Origin of the sequence: Micromonospora citrea, assembly GCF_049629545.1 — a bacterium.
Classification (GTDB): domain Bacteria; phylum Actinomycetota; class Actinomycetes; order Mycobacteriales; family Micromonosporaceae; genus Micromonospora; species Micromonospora citrea_A.
The window spans coordinates 86,603-103,031 of the sequence record NZ_JBNADX010000010.1 but is presented as its reverse complement, the minus strand read 5'-3'; the positions used below and the strand labels follow the sequence as shown (position 1 = coordinate 103,031).

Genomic DNA, 16,429 nt, shown 5'->3' with positions numbered 1-16,429 from the left:
GTGCGGGCCGTGGGATGCGGCCCGCACCGACCGGGCGGCGCTCAGGCGCCCGCCGGCACCTCCTCGGAGACCCAGATCGGCTGCCAGTCGGCCATCTCGTGGTAGCGCCGCAGCTCGGAGAGCCCCGCGACGCTCCCGGTCCACGCCGGGTACGGCGGGTTGCCCTCGTCGAAGCCGCTCTGCACGAAGGTCAGCGTCGTCTTCCCGTCGGACTCGGCGAGCTCCCAGGTGGTGACGCCGACCGGTCCCCAGTCGACGGAGAGCGTACGGCCCGGATCCAGGTCGACCACCTTCGCCGCGTACCCGGACTCGAACCCGCCCATCGCGTACCGGCCGCCGACCCAGGGCTCGATCCCGATCGGGTACCCGAACCAGGCGCTGGCCTGGTCGGAGTCGGTGAGCGACTCCCAGACCTTCGCCGCCGGGGCGGCGATCAGCAGCTCACCGCGCAGCTCGGCGGAGGTGAAGTCGGTACGCGGCAGCAGCGGACGCCCCTCCAGGTGCGCCGCGAGGTTGGCCAACGACAGCGACCACCAGGTCTGCAGCACGCCCCGGATGCTGCTGCCGTCGAACGCCTCGGCCATGGTGAAGTGGCTCTGGGTCAGCGTCAGCAGGGTGCTCCGCGGCCCCTCGGCGGCCAGCCGTATCTCGCTGGTGGTCTCCACCCCGTCGAGCAGCCAGGCGAAGCGCAGCGAGTGGTCGTCGGCGTGCAGCAGCCGCTGGTGCGGGGCGTCCCCGTCCGGCGTGTACCGGCCCCAGAACTCGTACCGCCGGGGCAGCTCGACCTCGGCGTGCTCGGCGAACCAGACCCGCAGCTCGGCCGGGTCGGTCACCGCCCGCCGGACCGCCTCGACAGGCGCGGCGAGCCGGACGCAGATCGTCATCGGTTCAGTCATGGTCGTCCCCCTTGGGATAGCAGGCCACGGCGAGCTTGAAGGCATCCCCCTCGGCGCCCCCGTAGCGCGTGAACAGGTCCTGCAGCGTGGACCGCAGGTCGTGCAGGAACTCCTGCCGGCGCTCGGCCGGCACCCGGATCTCGCCGGAGACACCGATCGAGGGCAGCTCCGGCGCCGAGCGGTCGAGCGCGGCGACGTCCGCCTGGACCTCCTCCATCAGGTCGAGCAGGTGGCCGAGGCTCAACTCGTCGCCGGCGCGGCGCAGCCCGCCGACCCGCCCGACGAGCCGGGGCGAGAGCCAGTACGACCGCGCGGCGGCCTGGTAGATGCCCTCGCTGATGCCGCGCACCCGGCGCGTCTGCACCTGCTCGACCAGGCCGGCCGCCACCAGCTGCCGGACGTGGTAGTAGACGCGCTGCGGCGTCTGGCCCAGCCGGGTGGCGACCTCGGTGCAGGTGCGGGGTTCGGCCAGTTGCCGCAGCACCTCGACACGCTGCGGCTTGAGCAGGACCTCGGCCTGCTCGATCTGTTCCAGGTACAGGACGTCTCTCATGGCAAAATCATCTTGTACGTAAAAACTTCCTTTGTCAATCGGTTCGACGAAAGCCGCGCCGGTGATCCGGCGCGGCTCCCGTCGACTCGGGTCAGGGCGTCCAGTCGGGACGCAGCGGGTACCCGTTCACCCCGTCCGGCCCGTTCCGGGTCGCCACGACCTGGTGCAGCTGGATGCCGTTGCGCTCGAAGGCCAGCCGCGACCCGGCCATGTACAGCCCCCACACCCGGGCCGTGCCCTGCCCCACCTCACCGACGCAGAAGTCCCAGTTCTCGACCAGGTTGCGGCACCACGCCGCCAACGTCAGCGCGTAGTGCTGGCGCAGGTTCTCCTCGTGGTGCACCTCCAACCCGACGTCGTGGATCTCCCCGATCAGCCGGCCCGGCCCGGCCAACTCGCCGTCCGGGAAGACGTACCGGTCGATGAACGCGCCGGAGCGGTGCGGGGCCCGGTTGTCGGCCCGGGTGATGCAGTGGTTGAGCAGCCGGCCCCCCGGACGCAGCCGGTCCCGCAGCGCCCCGAAGTACCCCGGGTAGTTGCGCACCCCGACATGCTCGGTCAACCCGATCGAGGAGACCACGTCGAACTGCTGCCGCGGGGCGTCCCGGTAGTCCAGGTGACGCACCTCCGCCAGCCCGGTCAGCCCCTCGCGCTCGATCGCCGCCTGCGCCCACTGCGCCTGCGCCCGCGACAGGGTCACCCCCAGGGCCTTCACCCCGTACTCGCGGGCGGCGTGCCGGACCATCCCGCCCCAGCCGCACCCGACGTCGAGCAGCCGCATCCCCGGCTGGAGCGCCAACTTGCCGGCGACCAGGTCGTACTTGGTCGCCTGGGCCTGCTCCAGGGTGTCCGACGGGCTGCGGTAGACCGCGCAGGTGTACGTCATCGACGGGCCGAGCACCTTCTCGTAGAAGGCGTTCGAGACGTCGTAGTGGTGCGAGATGGCGGTGCTGTCCCGCAGCCGGGAGTGCCGCAGCCCGTTCACCACCCGCCGCCAGCGCGGCTGCGCCTCCTGCGGCGGGGGCGGCGGGGGCAGCAGCCGCTCCCAGCCCAGCCCGCGCACCAGCGCCAGCCCCTCGGCCACCGAGGGCGGCCGCAACCGCAACTCGTCCTTGAGCACCCGCAGCGCCTCGTACGGGTCGCCCGGATGGACCCCCTCCAGCCCGAGGTCACCGCTGACGTACGCCCGGGCCATGCCCAGGTCGCCCGGCGCGGTGAGCAGGTACGACAGGCCCCGCTCGGAGCGGATGGCCAGGGTGATCCCGGAGTCGGCCGGGCCGATCGCGCTGCCGTCGTACCCGGTGATGCGGACCGGCAGGTCCCGGGCGGTGACCGCGCGGACGACGTCCGCGACGGTCGTGCCGATGCGCCGGCCCCCCGCCGGCGGTGTGGACGGGGTGCTCGCCGCCCCCTGTTCTCGGTCGGTCAGGCTCATTTCCTCGCTACCGCCTTCTCGTACAGTCCCGTGAGCCGGTGGTCCGGGTCGTAGCGGTCCTTCACGGCGCGCCAGACGTCCCCGCCGTACAGCCGGTCGAACGCCTCCCGGTCGTAGTACGCGTCCGAGTAGAGCGACTTGTGGCCGCCCGCCTCGGACACCGCCCGCTCCACAGAGCGGTTCACGTCGCCGTCCGCCGCACCCTCGGCGATCGGCACAGTCCCCCAGAACCCGATGTTGACGTAGGTCTGCCCAGGCCGGAGCGGATACAGCGGCCACCCCCGGGCCGAACCCGGGCCGGCCGGCTCGCGCAGCCGCAGCGGGCAGAGCCACACGGGGCTCATCCCCACGTGCCGGGCGAACCAGCGCAGGAAGTCGGCCGTCCGGTCGAGGGGGATCTCCACGTCCTGCACCACCCGCTCCCGCGCCGGCCGGCCGCGCCAACGGTCCACCCGGGCGGCCACCTGGTGCCGGTGCTCCAGGCGGACCAGCCGGTGGTAGACGTCGCTGCGCCGCCAGCGCGCCGGCCAGAGCCGGCGGACCAGCGGATGCTGCACGCCGAACGCCGCCGAGCACCAGAACCAGTCGGTGTCCCAGCGCCACAGGTAGTCGTAGGTGGTCAACGCGTCGCGGGTGCGTTCGCGCAGCGAGCGGTAGTAGATCGCCTGGCCGGTGTAGTCGCTCGGCGGCGGCGCATCGTCGGTGAAGCTGCCCAGCACCAGGTACGCCTCGCCGGGGCTGAACACCACCCCGTCCATCGCGTCGACTCCCCGGCCCTCCCACTCCCCCTTGGTGACCACGTCCCCGATCGCCTCGGTCAACTCCTCCAGCCGGCTGAACCGCACGTTGCGCAGCGCCACCGCGTGCCGTACGGGCTGGAGCTCGATGCGCAGCCGGGTGGCGTACCCGAGGCTGCCCAGCGAGTTGGGGAAGGCCGCGAAGAGGTCGGCGTGCTCCCCGTCCGGCCGGACCGTGAGCAGGTCGCCGGCGCCGGTGAGCACGTCCATTTCGGTCACCGACTCGTGCGGCAGGCCGTTGCGGAACGACGTCGACTCGATGCCCAGCCCGGTGACCGCGCCGCCCAGCGTGATCGTGCGCAGCTGCGGCACGACCATCGGCATCAGCCCGTGCGGGAGGGTGGCGTCGACGAGATCCTCGTAGGTGCACATGCCCTGCACCTCTGCGGTACGGGCCCGCGGGTCGACCGCGAGGACGCCGTCCAGGCCGGAGACGTCCAGCCCGGGGGAGCTGACGGCGCTGCGGGGGCGGAACAGGTTGGAGGTCCGCTTGGCGAGGCGGACGGGTTGTCCGGGGGGCACCGCGGCGTACGACCGCCGCAGCGTCGCCACCGCCTGGTCATGATCACGCAGAGCGCGCATGAGATCACCTTACGCGCCGAACGCCACTCGCGTGGGGACGTCCACGGTGGCCTTTTCCGCGTCCGGAACCGGACAGCCGGACGCGCCGGACCGCCGACACCCGCCGGACACCGGTTCGCGGAGCGCAGCCGAGCGGTGGTCACGCCGGCCCGGCCGGCATAGCGTGGAGTCCATGCCGAAAGCCGTCTGGAACGACCTCGTCGTCGCCGAGAGCGACGACACCGTCATGGTGGAGGGCAACCACTACTTCCCCCGCTCCGCCCTGCGCACCGACCTGATCCGGGAGTCGGACACCCACACGGTCTGCCCGTGGAAGGGCACCGCCTCCTACTACACGCTCGCCCACGCGGGCCGGACCAGCGCCGACGCCGTCTGGTACTACCCGGACCCGAAGCCGGAGGCCGAGCTGGTGCGCGACCGGGTGGCCTTCTGGAAGGACGTCACCGTCGTCGACTGAGTCACCGCCGGGCGGGGCCGGGTGGCCGTCGACCCGGCCGGTGGGCCAGGATGCCCCCATGTCCGTCCCCGACGAGCACCACGACCCGTCCGGCACCGTCTACGGCGCCCGCCGGGCCCCGCGCCCCGGGCTGCTGCCCCGGGACCCGCTGATGCGGTTCGCGCTGGCCACCGGGCTGGTCGGCGTACTGCTGGGGGTCTTCTTCGCCACCGGGGTGCTCGGCGGCGGCGACGAACCGCCGGTGGTGCCGGCGACGGCCGCGTCCGCGCCACCGACCCAGGAGCCGACCCCGGAGATCCCCGAGGTGACGGCGAGCAGCGCCCCGCCCTCGCCGAGCGCGTCGCCCACCACCCCGCCGCCCCCGGCGGCGGTCACCGGGCCGAAGGTGCTCCGGTCGGTGGTCTCCGGCCTCTGCGTCGGCACCGACGGCGACGACGAGAAGGCCGAGGCCCGACTGGCCGCCTGCACCGGCGGGCCGGAGCAGCAGTGGGTCGCCAACCCGGTCACCCCCGACCTGGTCACCCTGACCAACGCCGCGCACGGCCAGTGCCTGGACGTCGAGGGCGGCAGCGGCGACGACGGCGCGAAGCTCCAGCAGTATCCCTGCCACGGCCAGGCCAACCAGCAGTGGCGGTTGACCCCGGTGGGCAGCGGCCCGGTGCTGATCGTCGCGGTGCACTCCGGCAAGTGCGCGGAGGTCTCCGACGGCGGCACCGAGGCCGGCGACGAACTGCGCCAGGTCCCCTGCACCGGCTCGGCCCAGCAGCAGTGGACGGTCGGCTGAGCCGCCGCCGACTACGCCCGGTCGGCCGACGTCGCCGGCTACGCCACCACCGGGCGCAGCATCCGCAGCTGGGCCAGGTGCTTGGGCAGGTGCACCCGGGTGTGCAGGTCCAGGGTGCGTGACCACGGCAGCGGCTCGTCCACCCGCAGGTCGAAACCCTCCCGCAGGTGCGTCTCCACCGGGGTGTCGGCCGCCGGGCCCAGCCGCTCCACCAGGGCGCAGAGCTTGTGACTGGTGGCGCGCAGCAGGGTGGCCAGACCGTCCAGCCCGCCGCACTCGGCGACCAGCGCGTCCACCTGCGGCCGGTGGATCGTCTCCAGGTCGTAGTAGGCGAACGGCGACCCGGCCAGCACCGCCTCCGTCGCCTCGCTCATCAGCTCGTCGTTGGCGGCCAGGTGCGCCACGATCTGCTCGGCGCTCAGCTGCCCCGGCTGCGGTCCACCGAAGCCGCCCACCTCCACCTCGGCGAGCAGCTCGTCGTACGCCCGCCGCAGGTCGCCGCTGTCCATGCCCCCAGTCAACGTGCCCCGGCACGCCGGGCGCCGCGCCGCCCGGTGAGATCACCCGGACGGGTCAACGGCGGCCCCGACGGGCGCGCAGGTAGTCGGAGACCACGTACTCGCCGAGGTCCTCCAGGTCCGGGGTGAACATCCGCCCCTTCGACCGGCGGGCCACCGCGTCGACGAACCGGCGCAGGCCCGGATCGTCGCCGAGCATGAACAGGTTCAACGTCGTCCCGTACCGGGTCAGCCGGTCCACCTCACGCACGGTCGCCTCGATCGTCTCCGGCAGCGGCGGCCAGTGGAAGTACGCCTCCCCGTCGTCCGGGTCGAGGTGCGCGGTGGGCTCCCCGTCGGTGACCACCAGGACCACCGGCTCCGCCCCCGGATGCCGGCGCAGGTGCCGCCCGGCCAGCCGCAGCGCGTGCTGGAGATTGGTGCCCTGCTCCAGGTCCGGCTCCACCGCCGCCAGCTCCTGCTGGGTCAGCGGCAGCGCCCGGCGGCCGAACCCGACGATCTGCAGGGCGTCCTGCGGGAAGCGGGTCGCCACCAGGTGCGACAGGGCCAGCGCCGTCTGCTTCATCGGCCCCCAGCGCCCCTGCGAGATCATCGAGTACGACAGGTCCACGCAGAGCGCCACCGCCGCCGACGCCCGCCGTTCGGTCTCCACCACCTCGAAGTCGTCGACCGCGAGCTGCACCGGGACGGTGGGCCCGCTGCGGCGTACCGCGCGGGTGAGGGTGCGCACCACGTCCAGCGGCTGCTCGTCGCCGTACTCCCACGGGCGGGACGCGCCGCTGACCTCCCCGGCCGCCCCGGCGGTACGCAGGTCGTGCTGGCCGCGCGGGCCGGCGGTCAGGTCGGCGAAGACCCGCCGCAGCGCGGTGCCGGCGAGCCGCCGCAGCGCCTTCGGGCTCAGCGTCAGCCCGTCGGTGTCCCGGCTCACCCAACCCTGCCGGCGCAGCTCCCGCTCCAGCTCCCGCAGCCGGCGTACGTCGTCGGCGGCGTCGCGGCCCAGCGTCCGGGCGACCGCCTCGACGTCGACGTCGTCCAGGGTGGCCCCCGGATGGTCCTGGTCCAGGGCGTCCAGCAGCTCGTCCAGCTCCGCGATCTCGCCGAGCGCCCCGGTCGCCTCGCCGTAGCCGAGCGGCTGCTCACCCCGGACCCGTTCCCCGCGCTGCCAGTCCAGGTCGGGACGCAGCGCCCGCAGGTGCCCGTCCAGCGCGGAGATCTCACCGGCCAGCCGGTCGCCGAGGGACTGCCGCATCAGCCCGGCCAGCTCCTCGCGCTGCCGCTCCGACAGCGAGCGCATCAGCCGCTCCCCCGCCGCCGCCCGCCGGGCCAGCACGTCGACCAGCTCGTCGACGTCCTTCGGCTGCTCCGGGAAGAACTGCCCGTGCCGGCGCATGAACTCGGCGAACGCGTCGGTGGTGTCCTCGGCGCGGGCGTGCCGGGCCAACAGGTCGTTGAGGTCGCCCATCATCTCGGCGAGCTGCCGCTGCACGGCCGGGTCGCCGGCCGCCCGCGCCGCGTCGCGCAGCCCGGCGAAGCGCTGCTCCAGCACCTCGCCGCGCAGCCCGTCGAGGATCTTCCGGTACGCCTGCCGCGCCTCGTCGCTGGCCCAGTCGTACCCGGCCAGCTCCTCCACGGCCCGGGCGGTGGAGCGGGGCAGGTTGTCCAGCACCGCCTCGGCGAAGCGCGCGTCGTCGCCGTCGCGCCCGCGCAACTCGTCCCGCTCGGCGGCCAGCGCCTGGTCGAGCAGGGCCCGGGCCCGGGTCACCGCGCCGTCCAGGTCGCCCCGGCGCAGCGCCTCCCGACGCAGCCGCCGGGCCCGGGCGGCCAGGTCGTCCAGGCCGCCCCGCCCCTGCGGGCCACGGCGCAGCAGGTCGCGCAGCGCCTCCCGCAGGCTGCCACCGGCCAGCACCTCGGCGCCGACCGCGTCCACCGCGGCCCGCACGTCGTACGGCGGGGCGAGCGGGTCGGGCCCACCGCGCCACTGGCCGTACCGGAACCGGTTGCCGGCCATCGTCAGCTCCGGCCACCGTAGACGGTACGGCCCGACTCGGTGACGTCCTTGCCGAGCCGCCGGGTCAGGTGCAGCCCCTCGAGGACGAACTCCACCCCGGCGGCGGCCTCCTCCGGGGTGGGCGCGTCGCCCAGGCCGAGCCGGTCGAGCGCCTTCGCCAGCCCGGGCACGGTGCCGACCTGGCGCAGCAGCTCCGCCGAGGAGACCAGCTCACCGGTCTCGATCACGGTGCCCTCGGCCACCAGGGAGATGAAGCCGGAGAGGTCCAGCCCGGCCAGCCGGGCCCGGAAGGTCTCGGCGGTGGCGGTACGCAGCAGGTGGGCCAGGATCTCGATCTCCCGCCCCTCCTCGCCGCTCTCGAACTCGACCTTGCCGCGCAGGGTGGAGGTCACCGACACCGCGTCGCCGACCCGGGCGACCGGCGCCTCGGGGCGTACCGTGGCGTCGCCGGCCGCCGACGGGGCGGAACCGGCGGCGAGCAGGCCGGAGCGGCGCAGCGCGGCGGCGGCGACGGTCTCCGCCGCGGCGATCGCGAAGCGGGCGGAGACCCCGGAGCGCGGGTCCACCGACGGGGACTCGCGCACCGCGCGGGCGAAGCGCGCCAGCACCTCCAGCACGTGCTCGGGTACCTCGGCGACCAGGTCGGCCTCCTGCCGGATCAGCGCCAGCTCCAGGTCCAGGTCGACCGGGTAGTGGGTGCGGATCTCCGCGCCGAAGCGGTCCTTGAGCGGGGTGATGATCCGGCCCCGGTTGGTGTAGTCCTCCGGGTTGGCGCTGGCCACCAGGAGCAGGTCCAGCGGCAGCCGCAGCTGGTAGCCGCGGACCTGGATGTCCCGCTCCTCCAGCACGTTGAGCAGCGCCACCTGGATCCGCTCGGCCAGGTCGGGCAGCTCGTTCACCGCGAAGATCCCCCGGTTGGTGCGGGGCACCAGTCCGAAGTGGATGGTCTCCGGGTCGCCGAGGGTGCGCCCCTGGGCCAGCCGGATCGGGTCCACGTCGCCGATCAGGTCACCGACGCTGGTGTCCGGGGTGGCCAGCTTCTCGCCGTACCGCATCGACCGGTGCAGCCAGCCGACCGCGAGGTCGTCACCGGCCTCGGCGACCAGCGCGCGCGACGCCGCGGTGAGCGGGTGCATCGGGTGCTCGTTGAGCGCCGAGCCCTCGATGACCGGGGTCCACTCGTCGAGCAGCGCCACCAGCGAACGGATCAGCCGGGTCTTGCCCTGGCCCCGCTCGCCGAGCAGCACCATGTCGTGCCCGGCGAGCAGGGCCCGCTCGACCTCGGGCAGGACGGTGTCGTCGTAGCCGACGATGCCGGGGAAGCGGTCGCCGCCCGCGCGCATCCGGGCGAGGAGGTTGTCACGGAGTTCCTGCTTGACGGTCTTGTACCCGTGCCCGGCGGCGCGCAGCGCGCCGAGCGTGCCCGGCAGGTCGGCGGGCGGGACCGGGAGTACCTGATGGGGCGCAGTCACCCGAACCACGCTAGCGCGGTGCACCCGCCGCCGCCCCCTTCCGCGTGCTGCCCACCCGTCCGGACGCCCCACCCGTCCCGGCGGGGCGTCCCCACGTCGGGCCCGGTCAGTCCCGGCCGCACCGGCGGCAGGCACCCCGGCGGCGCAGCCGGTAGGCGTAGGTGGCGACGGCGAGCGCGACGCCCCAGAGCGGCCAGAGCAGGACCGGCGCGATGGCCAGGTCGACTCCGCCGGAGAAGTCCCAGAAGGCGGAGGTGGAGAGCAGGCCGACACCGGCCGCCGTCACCGCCACCGCGACCCCACCGGCGGGCACGACGGCGAGGGACACTGGCACCCGCCGGCCGGCCAGCCCCGGCATCCAGCGCGGGAACCGCTCACCCCAGCGCTGCACCAGACCGAGCGTGAGGACCGTACCCACCAGGGCGAACACGCCCAACCCGGCACCGGACCACACCTGCCCGGACTCCCGCATCTCGTCGAGGAACGCCCGGTCGATGCCGAGCGGCACGCCGACCGCCCAGGCCAGCCGGGTCACCGCGTACAGGGCGGGGATGACCGCGGCCACATACGCCGCCCACCGGCCCCGGCGGACGACCGTCGCCAGCCGGGCCGTGTCGCGGTCGGTGCCGTCCCGCCCGCACGCCGGGCACCCGGCGACCGTGCGGCGTTGCCAGGCCAGCACCGCCCCGGCCAGCAGCACCCCGGCGACGACAGCCGAGAACCTGGCGAACAGCGACCAGGTGAAGATGTCGGCGTAGTCCACATCCGGCCAGCCGAACGGCGCGCCGACGATCAGGATGGGCAGGTACCCGAGGACCGCCAGCACCCGGAAGTCCGGCACCACGACGGCGAGCAGGAAGGCGACCGTCCAGCCGTAGCCGAGCAGCAGGACGCGCAGCGGCCGGGGCAGCCCGGCCGCCACGCCACCGCTCATCACCAGCGCGGCGACCGCGGCGCCGAGCAGGAGCACGGCGAAGACCGGGGGCGCGACGTCCACCGGCAGCAGCCGGAGCAGGGTGGCGTCACCGCCGTGCGGGTCGTTCGCGCCGAACGGGTAGCCGGCGCCGGTGAGGGTGCAGAGCAGGGCGAGCACGCCCCAGAGGCCGAGCCAACCGGCGGCCAGCGGCGCGGCCCGCCCGGTCCAGCCACCGTGGGTGCGGGGCGCTGTGGTGATCGTCGTCATGGGACCAGCGTCGGCCGCACCGGGGCGGCATCCCTCCCGCGTGCCGGCGAACCCGCTCCCCCGCCCGGGGGACCGGCCCGGCCCCGACAGGGGATCAGCCGGTGGGAACGACGAAGCCCGACTCGTACGCGGCGATCACCGCCTGCGTGCGGTCCCGGACGGCGAGCTTGGCCAGCACGTTGCCGACGTGCGTCTTCACCGTCTCCACACCGACGACGAGCTGCGCGGCGATCTCGGTGTTGGACAGCCCGGTGGCCATCAGGCGCAGCACCTCGGCCTCCCGTTCGGTGAGCCGGGCCGAGCGCAGTCGGTCCCCGCCCGGCCCGCCGTACGCGCCGACGAGCTGCCGGATCGCCGCCGGGAAGAGCAGCGAGTCACCGGCCGCCACGACCCGGATCGCCTCCACCACCTCGGCGGGCCGGGCCCGCTTGAGCAGGAAGCCGCTCGCCCCGGCCCGCAGCGCCTCGTAGACGTACTCGTCGTTGGCGAAGGTGGTGACGACCAGCACCTTCGGCGGGTCGGCCGAGGTGGCGAGCAGCCGCCGGGTGGCCTGGATGCCGTCGATCGAGGGCATCCGGACGTCCATCAGCACCACCCGGGGACGCAGCTTCGCCACCAGCGGCGGCACCTCCGCCCCGTCGGCGGCCTCCCCCACCACCCGCAGGTCCGGCTGGGCGTCGATGATCGCCCGTAGCCCCACCCGGATCAGCTCGTCGTCGTCGACGACCAGCACGTCCACGCTCACCGTGTCTCCCCCCTCGGCACCGGCAGCCGCACCCTGACCCGCCAGCGGTCGCCCTCCGGTCCGGCGGTGATCCGGCCACCGAGCAGCAGCACCCGTTCCCGCATGCCGTCCAGGCCGCGCCCGGCGCGCCCCGGCCGGGCCACCCCGGCGAGGGCGTTGTCCACCTCGATCTCCAACCACCGGTCGCCCGGCGGGTCGTCCCCGGCGTCCGGCTCCCCGGGCACGCCCACCCGCAGCCGTACCGGCCCACGACCGTAGCGGGCGGCGTTGGTGAGCCCCTCCTGCACGATCCGGTAGCCCTCGCGGGACACCACCGCCGGCACGTCCCCCAGCTCGCCGGTGATCTCCGCCGTCACCGGCAGCCCCGCCGTACGGGTGTCGGCGACCAGCCGGTCGAGCTGGGTCAGGGTGCGCTGCGGGGCGGTGCCCGCCGGCGCGCGGCTGCCGTCGCCGCTGTCGCGGAGCAGGCCGAGCACGTGGTCCAGGTCGTCCATCGCGTGTCGGCTGGTCTCCTCGATCGCGGTGAGCGCACGCCGGACGAACGCCGGGTCGTCGTCGAGGAGCTGCCGGGCCGCGCCGGCCTGCAGGGTGGCCACGGTCAGCGCGTGGCCGACGGAGTCGTGCAGCTCCCGGGCCAGCCGGTTGCGTTCGGCGAGCCGGGCGGCCCGCGCCTCCAGGGCGGCGATCCGTTCGCCCGGCGAGGGGCCGAGCAGCACCGGGGCCATCGAGGTGGCGAGCGCGCCCAGCCCGGCGACGGCGTAGCCGAGGCCGAGCAGCACCAGTACCCCGGTGAGGGTCAGCCAGCCGGTGTCCCGCCCGTCGAGCGGGCCGAACCGTTCCCGGGCGACGAGTTCGGCGCCGATGCCGAACTGCGCGGCGATCACCGACAGCGCCATCGGCAGGGCGCTGATCAGCGCGAACATCACCACCCCGCCGACGGTCATGTGCATGACGATCCAGAGCGCCGCGCGCAGCCGGGTCTCCCGGTCCGCCGGGTGTCCGGCGGCGGGCTCCGGCAGCCGTACGCCGAGCAGGGCACGGACGGCGGCGATCTCCAACGCCCGACTGCCGTCGAGGAAGAACGGCACCGCGCCGATGACCGCGGCGACCACCGCCAGCCCGAGGACCAGCGGCCGGGGCACCTCCCCCCGGGTGAGCAGTTGGGCGAAGGTCACGCCGAGCAGCACGTACGGCAGCACCAGCACCCCGCCGAGCAGCAGGAACACGCCGCGTCGGAGGGTGCTGGCACGGATCAGCGGCGCGACTGCCGTCCGGAGGCCCATCCGGCCATTCTCGCCACTGGTCGGGCCCGGCGGATCCCCCACGACGGGGAGATCGGCCACTGCGGGCCCGCCCGCGCGCTCGTCGGAACGGCGTGTCAGCCGCCGACGGTGGGTACGTCCGGCCTGGTCACCGCCCCGCTCGGACCCGGATCAGCTTCGGCACCGCGGCCAGGCCGGTGACCGGCCGGAACTGCCGGGCGGCGGTGGCCAGGGCCGCGTACTCGTCGTCGGCCAGGTCGATCTCCGCGGCGGCGGCGTTGCGTTCCATCTGCTCCACGCCGGACGCCCCGGGGATGGCCACCACGTTCGGGTGGTGCAGCAGGTACGCCAGGGCGATCTGGCTCGGCGTGGCCCGGTGCGCGTCGGCCACCTCGCGCAGTGCCGCGATCAGCGCGGCCCCGCGCTCCAGGTTCTCCGGCAGGAAGTACGGGTTGGCCCGGCGGACCGCGCCGCTCGGCGGGTTCGTCGCGTCGTACCGGCCGGAGAGGAACCCCTGCGCCAGCGGGCTGTACGCGATGACGATCCGGCCGGCCTGCTGCGCGTACGGGATCAGGTCCTCCTCCGGACCACGGTCGATCATGCTGTAGCGGACCTGGTTGCTCAGCACCCGGCGGCCCAGCGCGGCCTCGGCGAACCGCCACCGGCGCAGGCTGTAGTTGCTGACCCCGACCTCGCCGACCAGCCCGACGTCCTGCAGGGCGCGCATGCCCCGCATGGTGGTGGTGTCGGCGACCACCGGGTTGGGCTGGTGCACCTGGTAGAGGTCGATGCTGCGGACGCCGAGCCGGGCCGCCGAGGCGACCGCCCGCTGCTGCACCACCGGGGCGAGCGGCAGCACCGGGAAGATCTTGCTGGCCACCACGACCTTGTCCCGGTCGTCGCCGAGCGCCGCGCCGAGGATCCGCTCGCTGCGGCCGAAGCCGTACAGCTCGGCGGTGTCGAACAGGGTGACCCCGAGGTCGAGCGCCCGCCGGACGATGTCCGCCGCCCGCCGCTCGTAGTCCGGGCCGTAGCCCCACTCCTTCGAGCCGAACTGCCAGGTGCCCAGACCGATCTTCGAGATGGGCCGGGGGGTGTCGAGCGGGACGAAGCGCATGCCCTCGACGCTACCCGCGCCGCCGCCGGTGGCACGCCCGCACGGTCGGGCCGGGTCGCGGCGGTCTAGGGTCGAGGTCGTGACCTACCTCGCCGCGGATGAGCGCTACGACCGGATGACCTACCGCCGCAGCGGGCGCAGCGGGTTGCGGCTGCCTGCCGTGTCGTTGGGGCTCTGGCACAACTTCGGGCCGGACCGGCCCTTCGAGCGGCAGCGGGACATCGTCCGGCGGGCGTTCGACCTGGGGGTCACCCACGTCGACCTGGCGAACAACTACGGCCCGCCGCCCGGGGCGGCCGAGGAGGCGTTCGGCCGGATGCTCGCCACCGACCTGAAGCCGTACCGGGACGAGCTGGTGATCTCCACCAAGGCGGGGTACCTGATGTGGCCCGGCCCGTACGGCGAGTGGGGCTCGCGCAAGTACCTGATCTCCTCGCTGGACCAGTCGCTGCGCCGGATGGGGCTGGAGTACGTCGACGTCTTCTACTCGCACCGCTACGACCCGGACACCCCGCTGGAGGAGACGATGGGCGCGCTCGACGCCGCCGTCCGCTCCGGCAAGGCGCTCTACGTCGGCATCTCCAACTACGACTCGGAGCAGACCGTCCGGGCGGCGGCGATCCTGCGCGACCTGGGCACGCCGCTGCTGATCAACCAGCCGTCGTACTCGATGCTCAACCGCTGGACGGAGGCCGACGGCCTGCTGGACACGCTGGCCGAGGTCGGCGCGGGCTGCATCGCCTACAGCCCGCTCGCGCAGGGGCTGCTCACCGACCGCTACCTGGCCGGCATCCCGGCGGACTCCCGGGTGCGCACCAGCGCCTTCCTCAACGAGAGCGACCTGACCGAGGAGAGGCTGGCCACCATCCGAGGGCTGGGCAGCATCGCCGAGCAGCGCGGACAGACCCTGGCCCAGCTCGCCCTCGCCTGGGCGCTGCGCGACCCACGGATGACCAGCCTGATCATCGGGGCGAGCAGCGTGGCGCAACTGGAGACCAACGTCGCCGCCGTCGAGAACCTCGACTTCACCGCCGAGGAACTGGCCGAGATCGACCGGCTGCTCGGCTGACGCCCCTGGGCGGCCAACCGCGAGTCTGACGGAGTGATCGGGCAGCGGTCCGCCGGGCGGGCGGCGGGATCGGCGGTCCGGCGGCGTCGGCGGGATCGGCGGGGACGTGGGGTGTCCGCGGCGTCGGCGGGGACGTGGGGTGTCGTGCGGACGCTACAGACTTGATGGCGTAGATGGATCAGCGGCCGGCCATCGACCGACGCGCGCACACCGGTGTGCCCGATGACCGGGACCAGCGCCGCGTGGCCGACCACCGGCGTTCCGGAAGCCGGCCATCCCGATGTCGACCAGCCCGATACCGGTGTGCCGGTTGCCTTCCGGCCGCCGACGAAGCCAGAGTGCCAATCCACCGGCCCACCGCCTGATCCATCTGTGCGATCAGGTCCGTAGCGCCCACCACCACCCCACCGAACCCGCCAGGAACGCCGACGACGCCACTCACGCCCACCGGTTGCCGGCGAGCCCCGGCCAGGTGAGAGAGTGCCCAGCCCACCGGCCCACCGCCTGATCCGTCCGTGCGATCAGGTCCGTAGCGCCCACCACCACCCCACCGAACCCGCCAGGAACGCCGACCCGCCGCCGACGTCACCAGATGCGGCGGCGGCCGGCGCGGTGGTTGCGCACCTCGCAGGGGCGGCCCGGCGGAACGGGTGCGGGGCGGCGCAGCCGCATCGCGGCCAGCACGGCGACCAGGACGGCGGTGACCGCGACGCCACCGACCACCAACCGGAGGTCGTCACCGCCGAGTTCGGTCACCGACGCGACCGGTACGCCCGGGTCCTGCGCCGATGTGAACGCGGGCACGGCGGTGGCGTCGGACGCGACGGAGGACTTCGGGGTGGCGACCTCGGCGGCCGGCGAGTCGGTGGCGCGGGCGGCCGGGGACGTCTCCGCCGCCGGCCGGAACTCCACGTCGGAGCAGGAGTAGTAGGTGTCCGGGGTGTCGGAGTTCTGCCACACGGTGTAGATCAGGTGCCGCCCGGTCAGCCCGGCCGGCAACTGCCCCCGCATCTGGTACGACCCGCTGCGCAGCGGCGGGTCGGTGATCGTCAGGAACGGGCGCGGCGAGAGGTCGTCCCAGGTCAGTCGCCGTTGCGGGTCGTACCCGGGCAGGGTGGCGTAGAGCCGGAACGTGCCCTTGTGCGGGATGGTGCCCCGGTAGCGGAAGGTGAACGTCGCGCCGGCGGTCAGCTGCGTCGCCGGCCAGTCGACGCGGGGCAGGTCCAACCCCTGGTACGCGGAGAGGCCACCGCTGCACAGCTCACCGTCGGGGATCTTCTCCCGGTCCCGGCCGGCGACGCCGAAGGCCCGGACGTTGTCCCACTCCCGCAGGGCCGCGCCGGCCCGGACGGCCGCCCGGCAGGCCGGGGTCGAGGCGTGCGGACCCTCGGGACCGCAGGCCGCGGAGCGGCTCATCGGGTTGGTGGGCGCGCCGTGTGCCGCGGCGGGCGTCGCGGTCGGCAGGACGGTCGCGGCGACGGCCGCGACGACGGCGAGCACTCGGCGTACGGTCATCAGGTGGACCTCCCACGCACTGGTACGGACGGCGGG

Annotated in this window: 15 protein-coding genes; 3 read left to right on the top strand and 12 right to left on the bottom strand. The window is 74.4% G+C overall.

What is annotated here, in order from left to right:
- Positions 1–41: 41 nt before the first annotated feature.
- From ACPFP2_RS13550 to ACPFP2_RS13535, 4 genes are all read right to left on the bottom strand, one after another.
- Positions 42–896, bottom strand: a complete 855-nt coding sequence (locus ACPFP2_RS13550; protein ID WP_424089473.1) for an SRPBCC family protein — start codon at positions 894–896, stop codon at positions 42–44.
- A complete protein-coding gene (locus ACPFP2_RS13545; protein WP_424089471.1) occupies positions 889–1,449 on the bottom strand; it encodes a helix-turn-helix domain-containing protein in 561 nt (186 codons plus the stop codon). The genes ACPFP2_RS13550 and ACPFP2_RS13545 overlap by 8 nt, the downstream gene beginning before the upstream one ends.
- 91 nt (positions 1,450–1,540) lie before the next feature.
- Positions 1,541–2,884 (bottom strand): class I SAM-dependent methyltransferase, encoded by a 1,344-nt coding sequence (locus tag ACPFP2_RS13540; RefSeq protein WP_424089469.1) that lies wholly within the window; start codon positions 2,882–2,884, stop codon positions 1,541–1,543.
- Positions 2,881–4,263, bottom strand: coding sequence for an FAD-binding oxidoreductase (locus tag ACPFP2_RS13535; RefSeq protein WP_424089467.1), 1,383 nt, complete (start codon positions 4,261–4,263; stop codon positions 2,881–2,883). The genes ACPFP2_RS13540 and ACPFP2_RS13535 overlap by 4 nt, the downstream gene beginning before the upstream one ends.
- Before the next feature lie 172 nt (positions 4,264–4,435).
- Between ACPFP2_RS13535 and ACPFP2_RS13530 the strand changes: the two genes are divergently transcribed.
- The gene (locus tag ACPFP2_RS13530) at positions 4,436–4,720 is read left to right on the top strand and encodes a DUF427 domain-containing protein (protein ID WP_424089465.1); all 285 of its coding nucleotides are present in this window, start codon (positions 4,436–4,438) and stop codon (positions 4,718–4,720) included.
- A 58-nt stretch (positions 4,721–4,778) separates the two neighbouring features.
- Positions 4,779–5,504: an RICIN domain-containing protein gene (locus ACPFP2_RS13525; protein ID WP_424089463.1), complete on the top strand. Its 726-nt coding sequence runs from the start codon at positions 4,779–4,781 to the stop codon at positions 5,502–5,504.
- A gap of 38 nt (positions 5,505–5,542) precedes the next feature.
- On the opposite strand, the gene ACPFP2_RS13520 is transcribed toward ACPFP2_RS13525, so the two are convergent.
- The 7 genes from ACPFP2_RS13520 to ACPFP2_RS13490 all read right to left on the bottom strand — a co-directional run bounded on the left by ACPFP2_RS13520 (position 5,543) and on the right by ACPFP2_RS13490 (position 13,809).
- Positions 5,543–6,013, bottom strand: coding sequence for a hypothetical protein (locus ACPFP2_RS13520; protein ID WP_424089461.1), 471 nt, complete (start codon positions 6,011–6,013; stop codon positions 5,543–5,545).
- Between the two features lie 64 nt (positions 6,014–6,077).
- The gene (locus tag ACPFP2_RS13515; RefSeq protein WP_424089459.1) at positions 6,078–8,030 is read right to left on the bottom strand and encodes a vWA domain-containing protein; all 1,953 of its coding nucleotides are present in this window, start codon (positions 8,028–8,030) and stop codon (positions 6,078–6,080) included.
- Between the two features lie 2 nt (positions 8,031–8,032).
- On the bottom strand, positions 8,033–9,511 hold the full coding sequence (locus ACPFP2_RS13510) for a magnesium chelatase (RefSeq protein WP_424089457.1): 1,479 nt from the start codon (positions 9,509–9,511) through the stop codon (positions 8,033–8,035).
- A 97-nt stretch (positions 9,512–9,608) separates the two neighbouring features.
- Positions 9,609–10,685: a hypothetical protein gene (locus ACPFP2_RS13505; RefSeq protein WP_424089456.1), complete on the bottom strand. Its 1,077-nt coding sequence runs from the start codon at positions 10,683–10,685 to the stop codon at positions 9,609–9,611.
- Between the two features lie 94 nt (positions 10,686–10,779).
- Positions 10,780–11,430: a response regulator gene (locus ACPFP2_RS13500; RefSeq protein ID WP_088977583.1), complete on the bottom strand. Its 651-nt coding sequence runs from the start codon at positions 11,428–11,430 to the stop codon at positions 10,780–10,782.
- Entirely contained in the window at positions 11,427–12,713 is a 1,287-nt protein-coding gene (locus ACPFP2_RS13495) for a sensor histidine kinase (RefSeq protein ID WP_424089454.1), read from the bottom strand. The genes ACPFP2_RS13500 and ACPFP2_RS13495 overlap by 4 nt, the downstream gene beginning before the upstream one ends.
- A 127-nt stretch (positions 12,714–12,840) precedes the next feature.
- The gene (locus ACPFP2_RS13490) at positions 12,841–13,809 is read right to left on the bottom strand and encodes an aldo/keto reductase (RefSeq protein ID WP_424089452.1); all 969 of its coding nucleotides are present in this window, start codon (positions 13,807–13,809) and stop codon (positions 12,841–12,843) included.
- A 79-nt stretch (positions 13,810–13,888) separates the two neighbouring features.
- Between ACPFP2_RS13490 and mgrA the strand changes: the two genes are divergently transcribed.
- On the top strand, positions 13,889–14,878 hold the full coding sequence (gene mgrA, locus ACPFP2_RS13485) for an L-glyceraldehyde 3-phosphate reductase (protein WP_424089450.1): 990 nt from the start codon (positions 13,889–13,891) through the stop codon (positions 14,876–14,878).
- Positions 14,879–15,463: 585 nt separating this feature from the next.
- Here mgrA and ACPFP2_RS13480 read toward each other — a convergent pair.
- A complete protein-coding gene (locus tag ACPFP2_RS13480) occupies positions 15,464–16,393 on the bottom strand; it encodes a lytic polysaccharide monooxygenase auxiliary activity family 9 protein (protein WP_424089448.1) in 930 nt (309 codons plus the stop codon).
- Between the last annotated feature and the right edge of the window lie 36 nt (positions 16,394–16,429).

Bases quoted from the DNA above. Each gene is read 5' to 3' on its own strand.
- ACPFP2_RS13490 (WP_424089452.1), bottom strand. From the start codon at position 13,809: ATGCGCTTCGTCCCGCTCGACACCCCCCGGCCCATCTCGAAGATCGGT.
- ACPFP2_RS13515 (WP_424089459.1), bottom strand. From the start codon at position 8,030: ATGGCCGGCAACCGGTTCCGGTACGGCCAGTGGCGCGGTGGGCCCGAC.
- ACPFP2_RS13530 (WP_424089465.1), top strand. From the start codon at position 4,436: ATGCCGAAAGCCGTCTGGAACGACCTCGTCGTCGCCGAGAGCGACGAC.
- ACPFP2_RS13550 (WP_424089473.1), bottom strand. From the start codon at position 896: ATGACTGAACCGATGACGATCTGCGTCCGGCTCGCCGCGCCTGTCGAG.
- ACPFP2_RS13535 (WP_424089467.1), bottom strand. From the start codon at position 4,263: ATGCGCGCTCTGCGTGATCATGACCAGGCGGTGGCGACGCTGCGGCGG.
- ACPFP2_RS13495 (WP_424089454.1), bottom strand. From the start codon at position 12,713: ATGGGCCTCCGGACGGCAGTCGCGCCGCTGATCCGTGCCAGCACCCTC.
- ACPFP2_RS13540 (WP_424089469.1), bottom strand. From the start codon at position 2,884: ATGAGCCTGACCGACCGAGAACAGGGGGCGGCGAGCACCCCGTCCACA.
- ACPFP2_RS13545 (WP_424089471.1), bottom strand. From the start codon at position 1,449: ATGAGAGACGTCCTGTACCTGGAACAGATCGAGCAGGCCGAGGTCCTG.
- ACPFP2_RS13480 (WP_424089448.1), bottom strand. From the start codon at position 16,393: ATGACCGTACGCCGAGTGCTCGCCGTCGTCGCGGCCGTCGCCGCGACC.
- ACPFP2_RS13520 (WP_424089461.1), bottom strand. From the start codon at position 6,013: ATGGACAGCGGCGACCTGCGGCGGGCGTACGACGAGCTGCTCGCCGAG.
- ACPFP2_RS13505 (WP_424089456.1), bottom strand. From the start codon at position 10,685: ATGACGACGATCACCACAGCGCCCCGCACCCACGGTGGCTGGACCGGG.
- ACPFP2_RS13525 (WP_424089463.1), top strand. From the start codon at position 4,779: ATGTCCGTCCCCGACGAGCACCACGACCCGTCCGGCACCGTCTACGGC.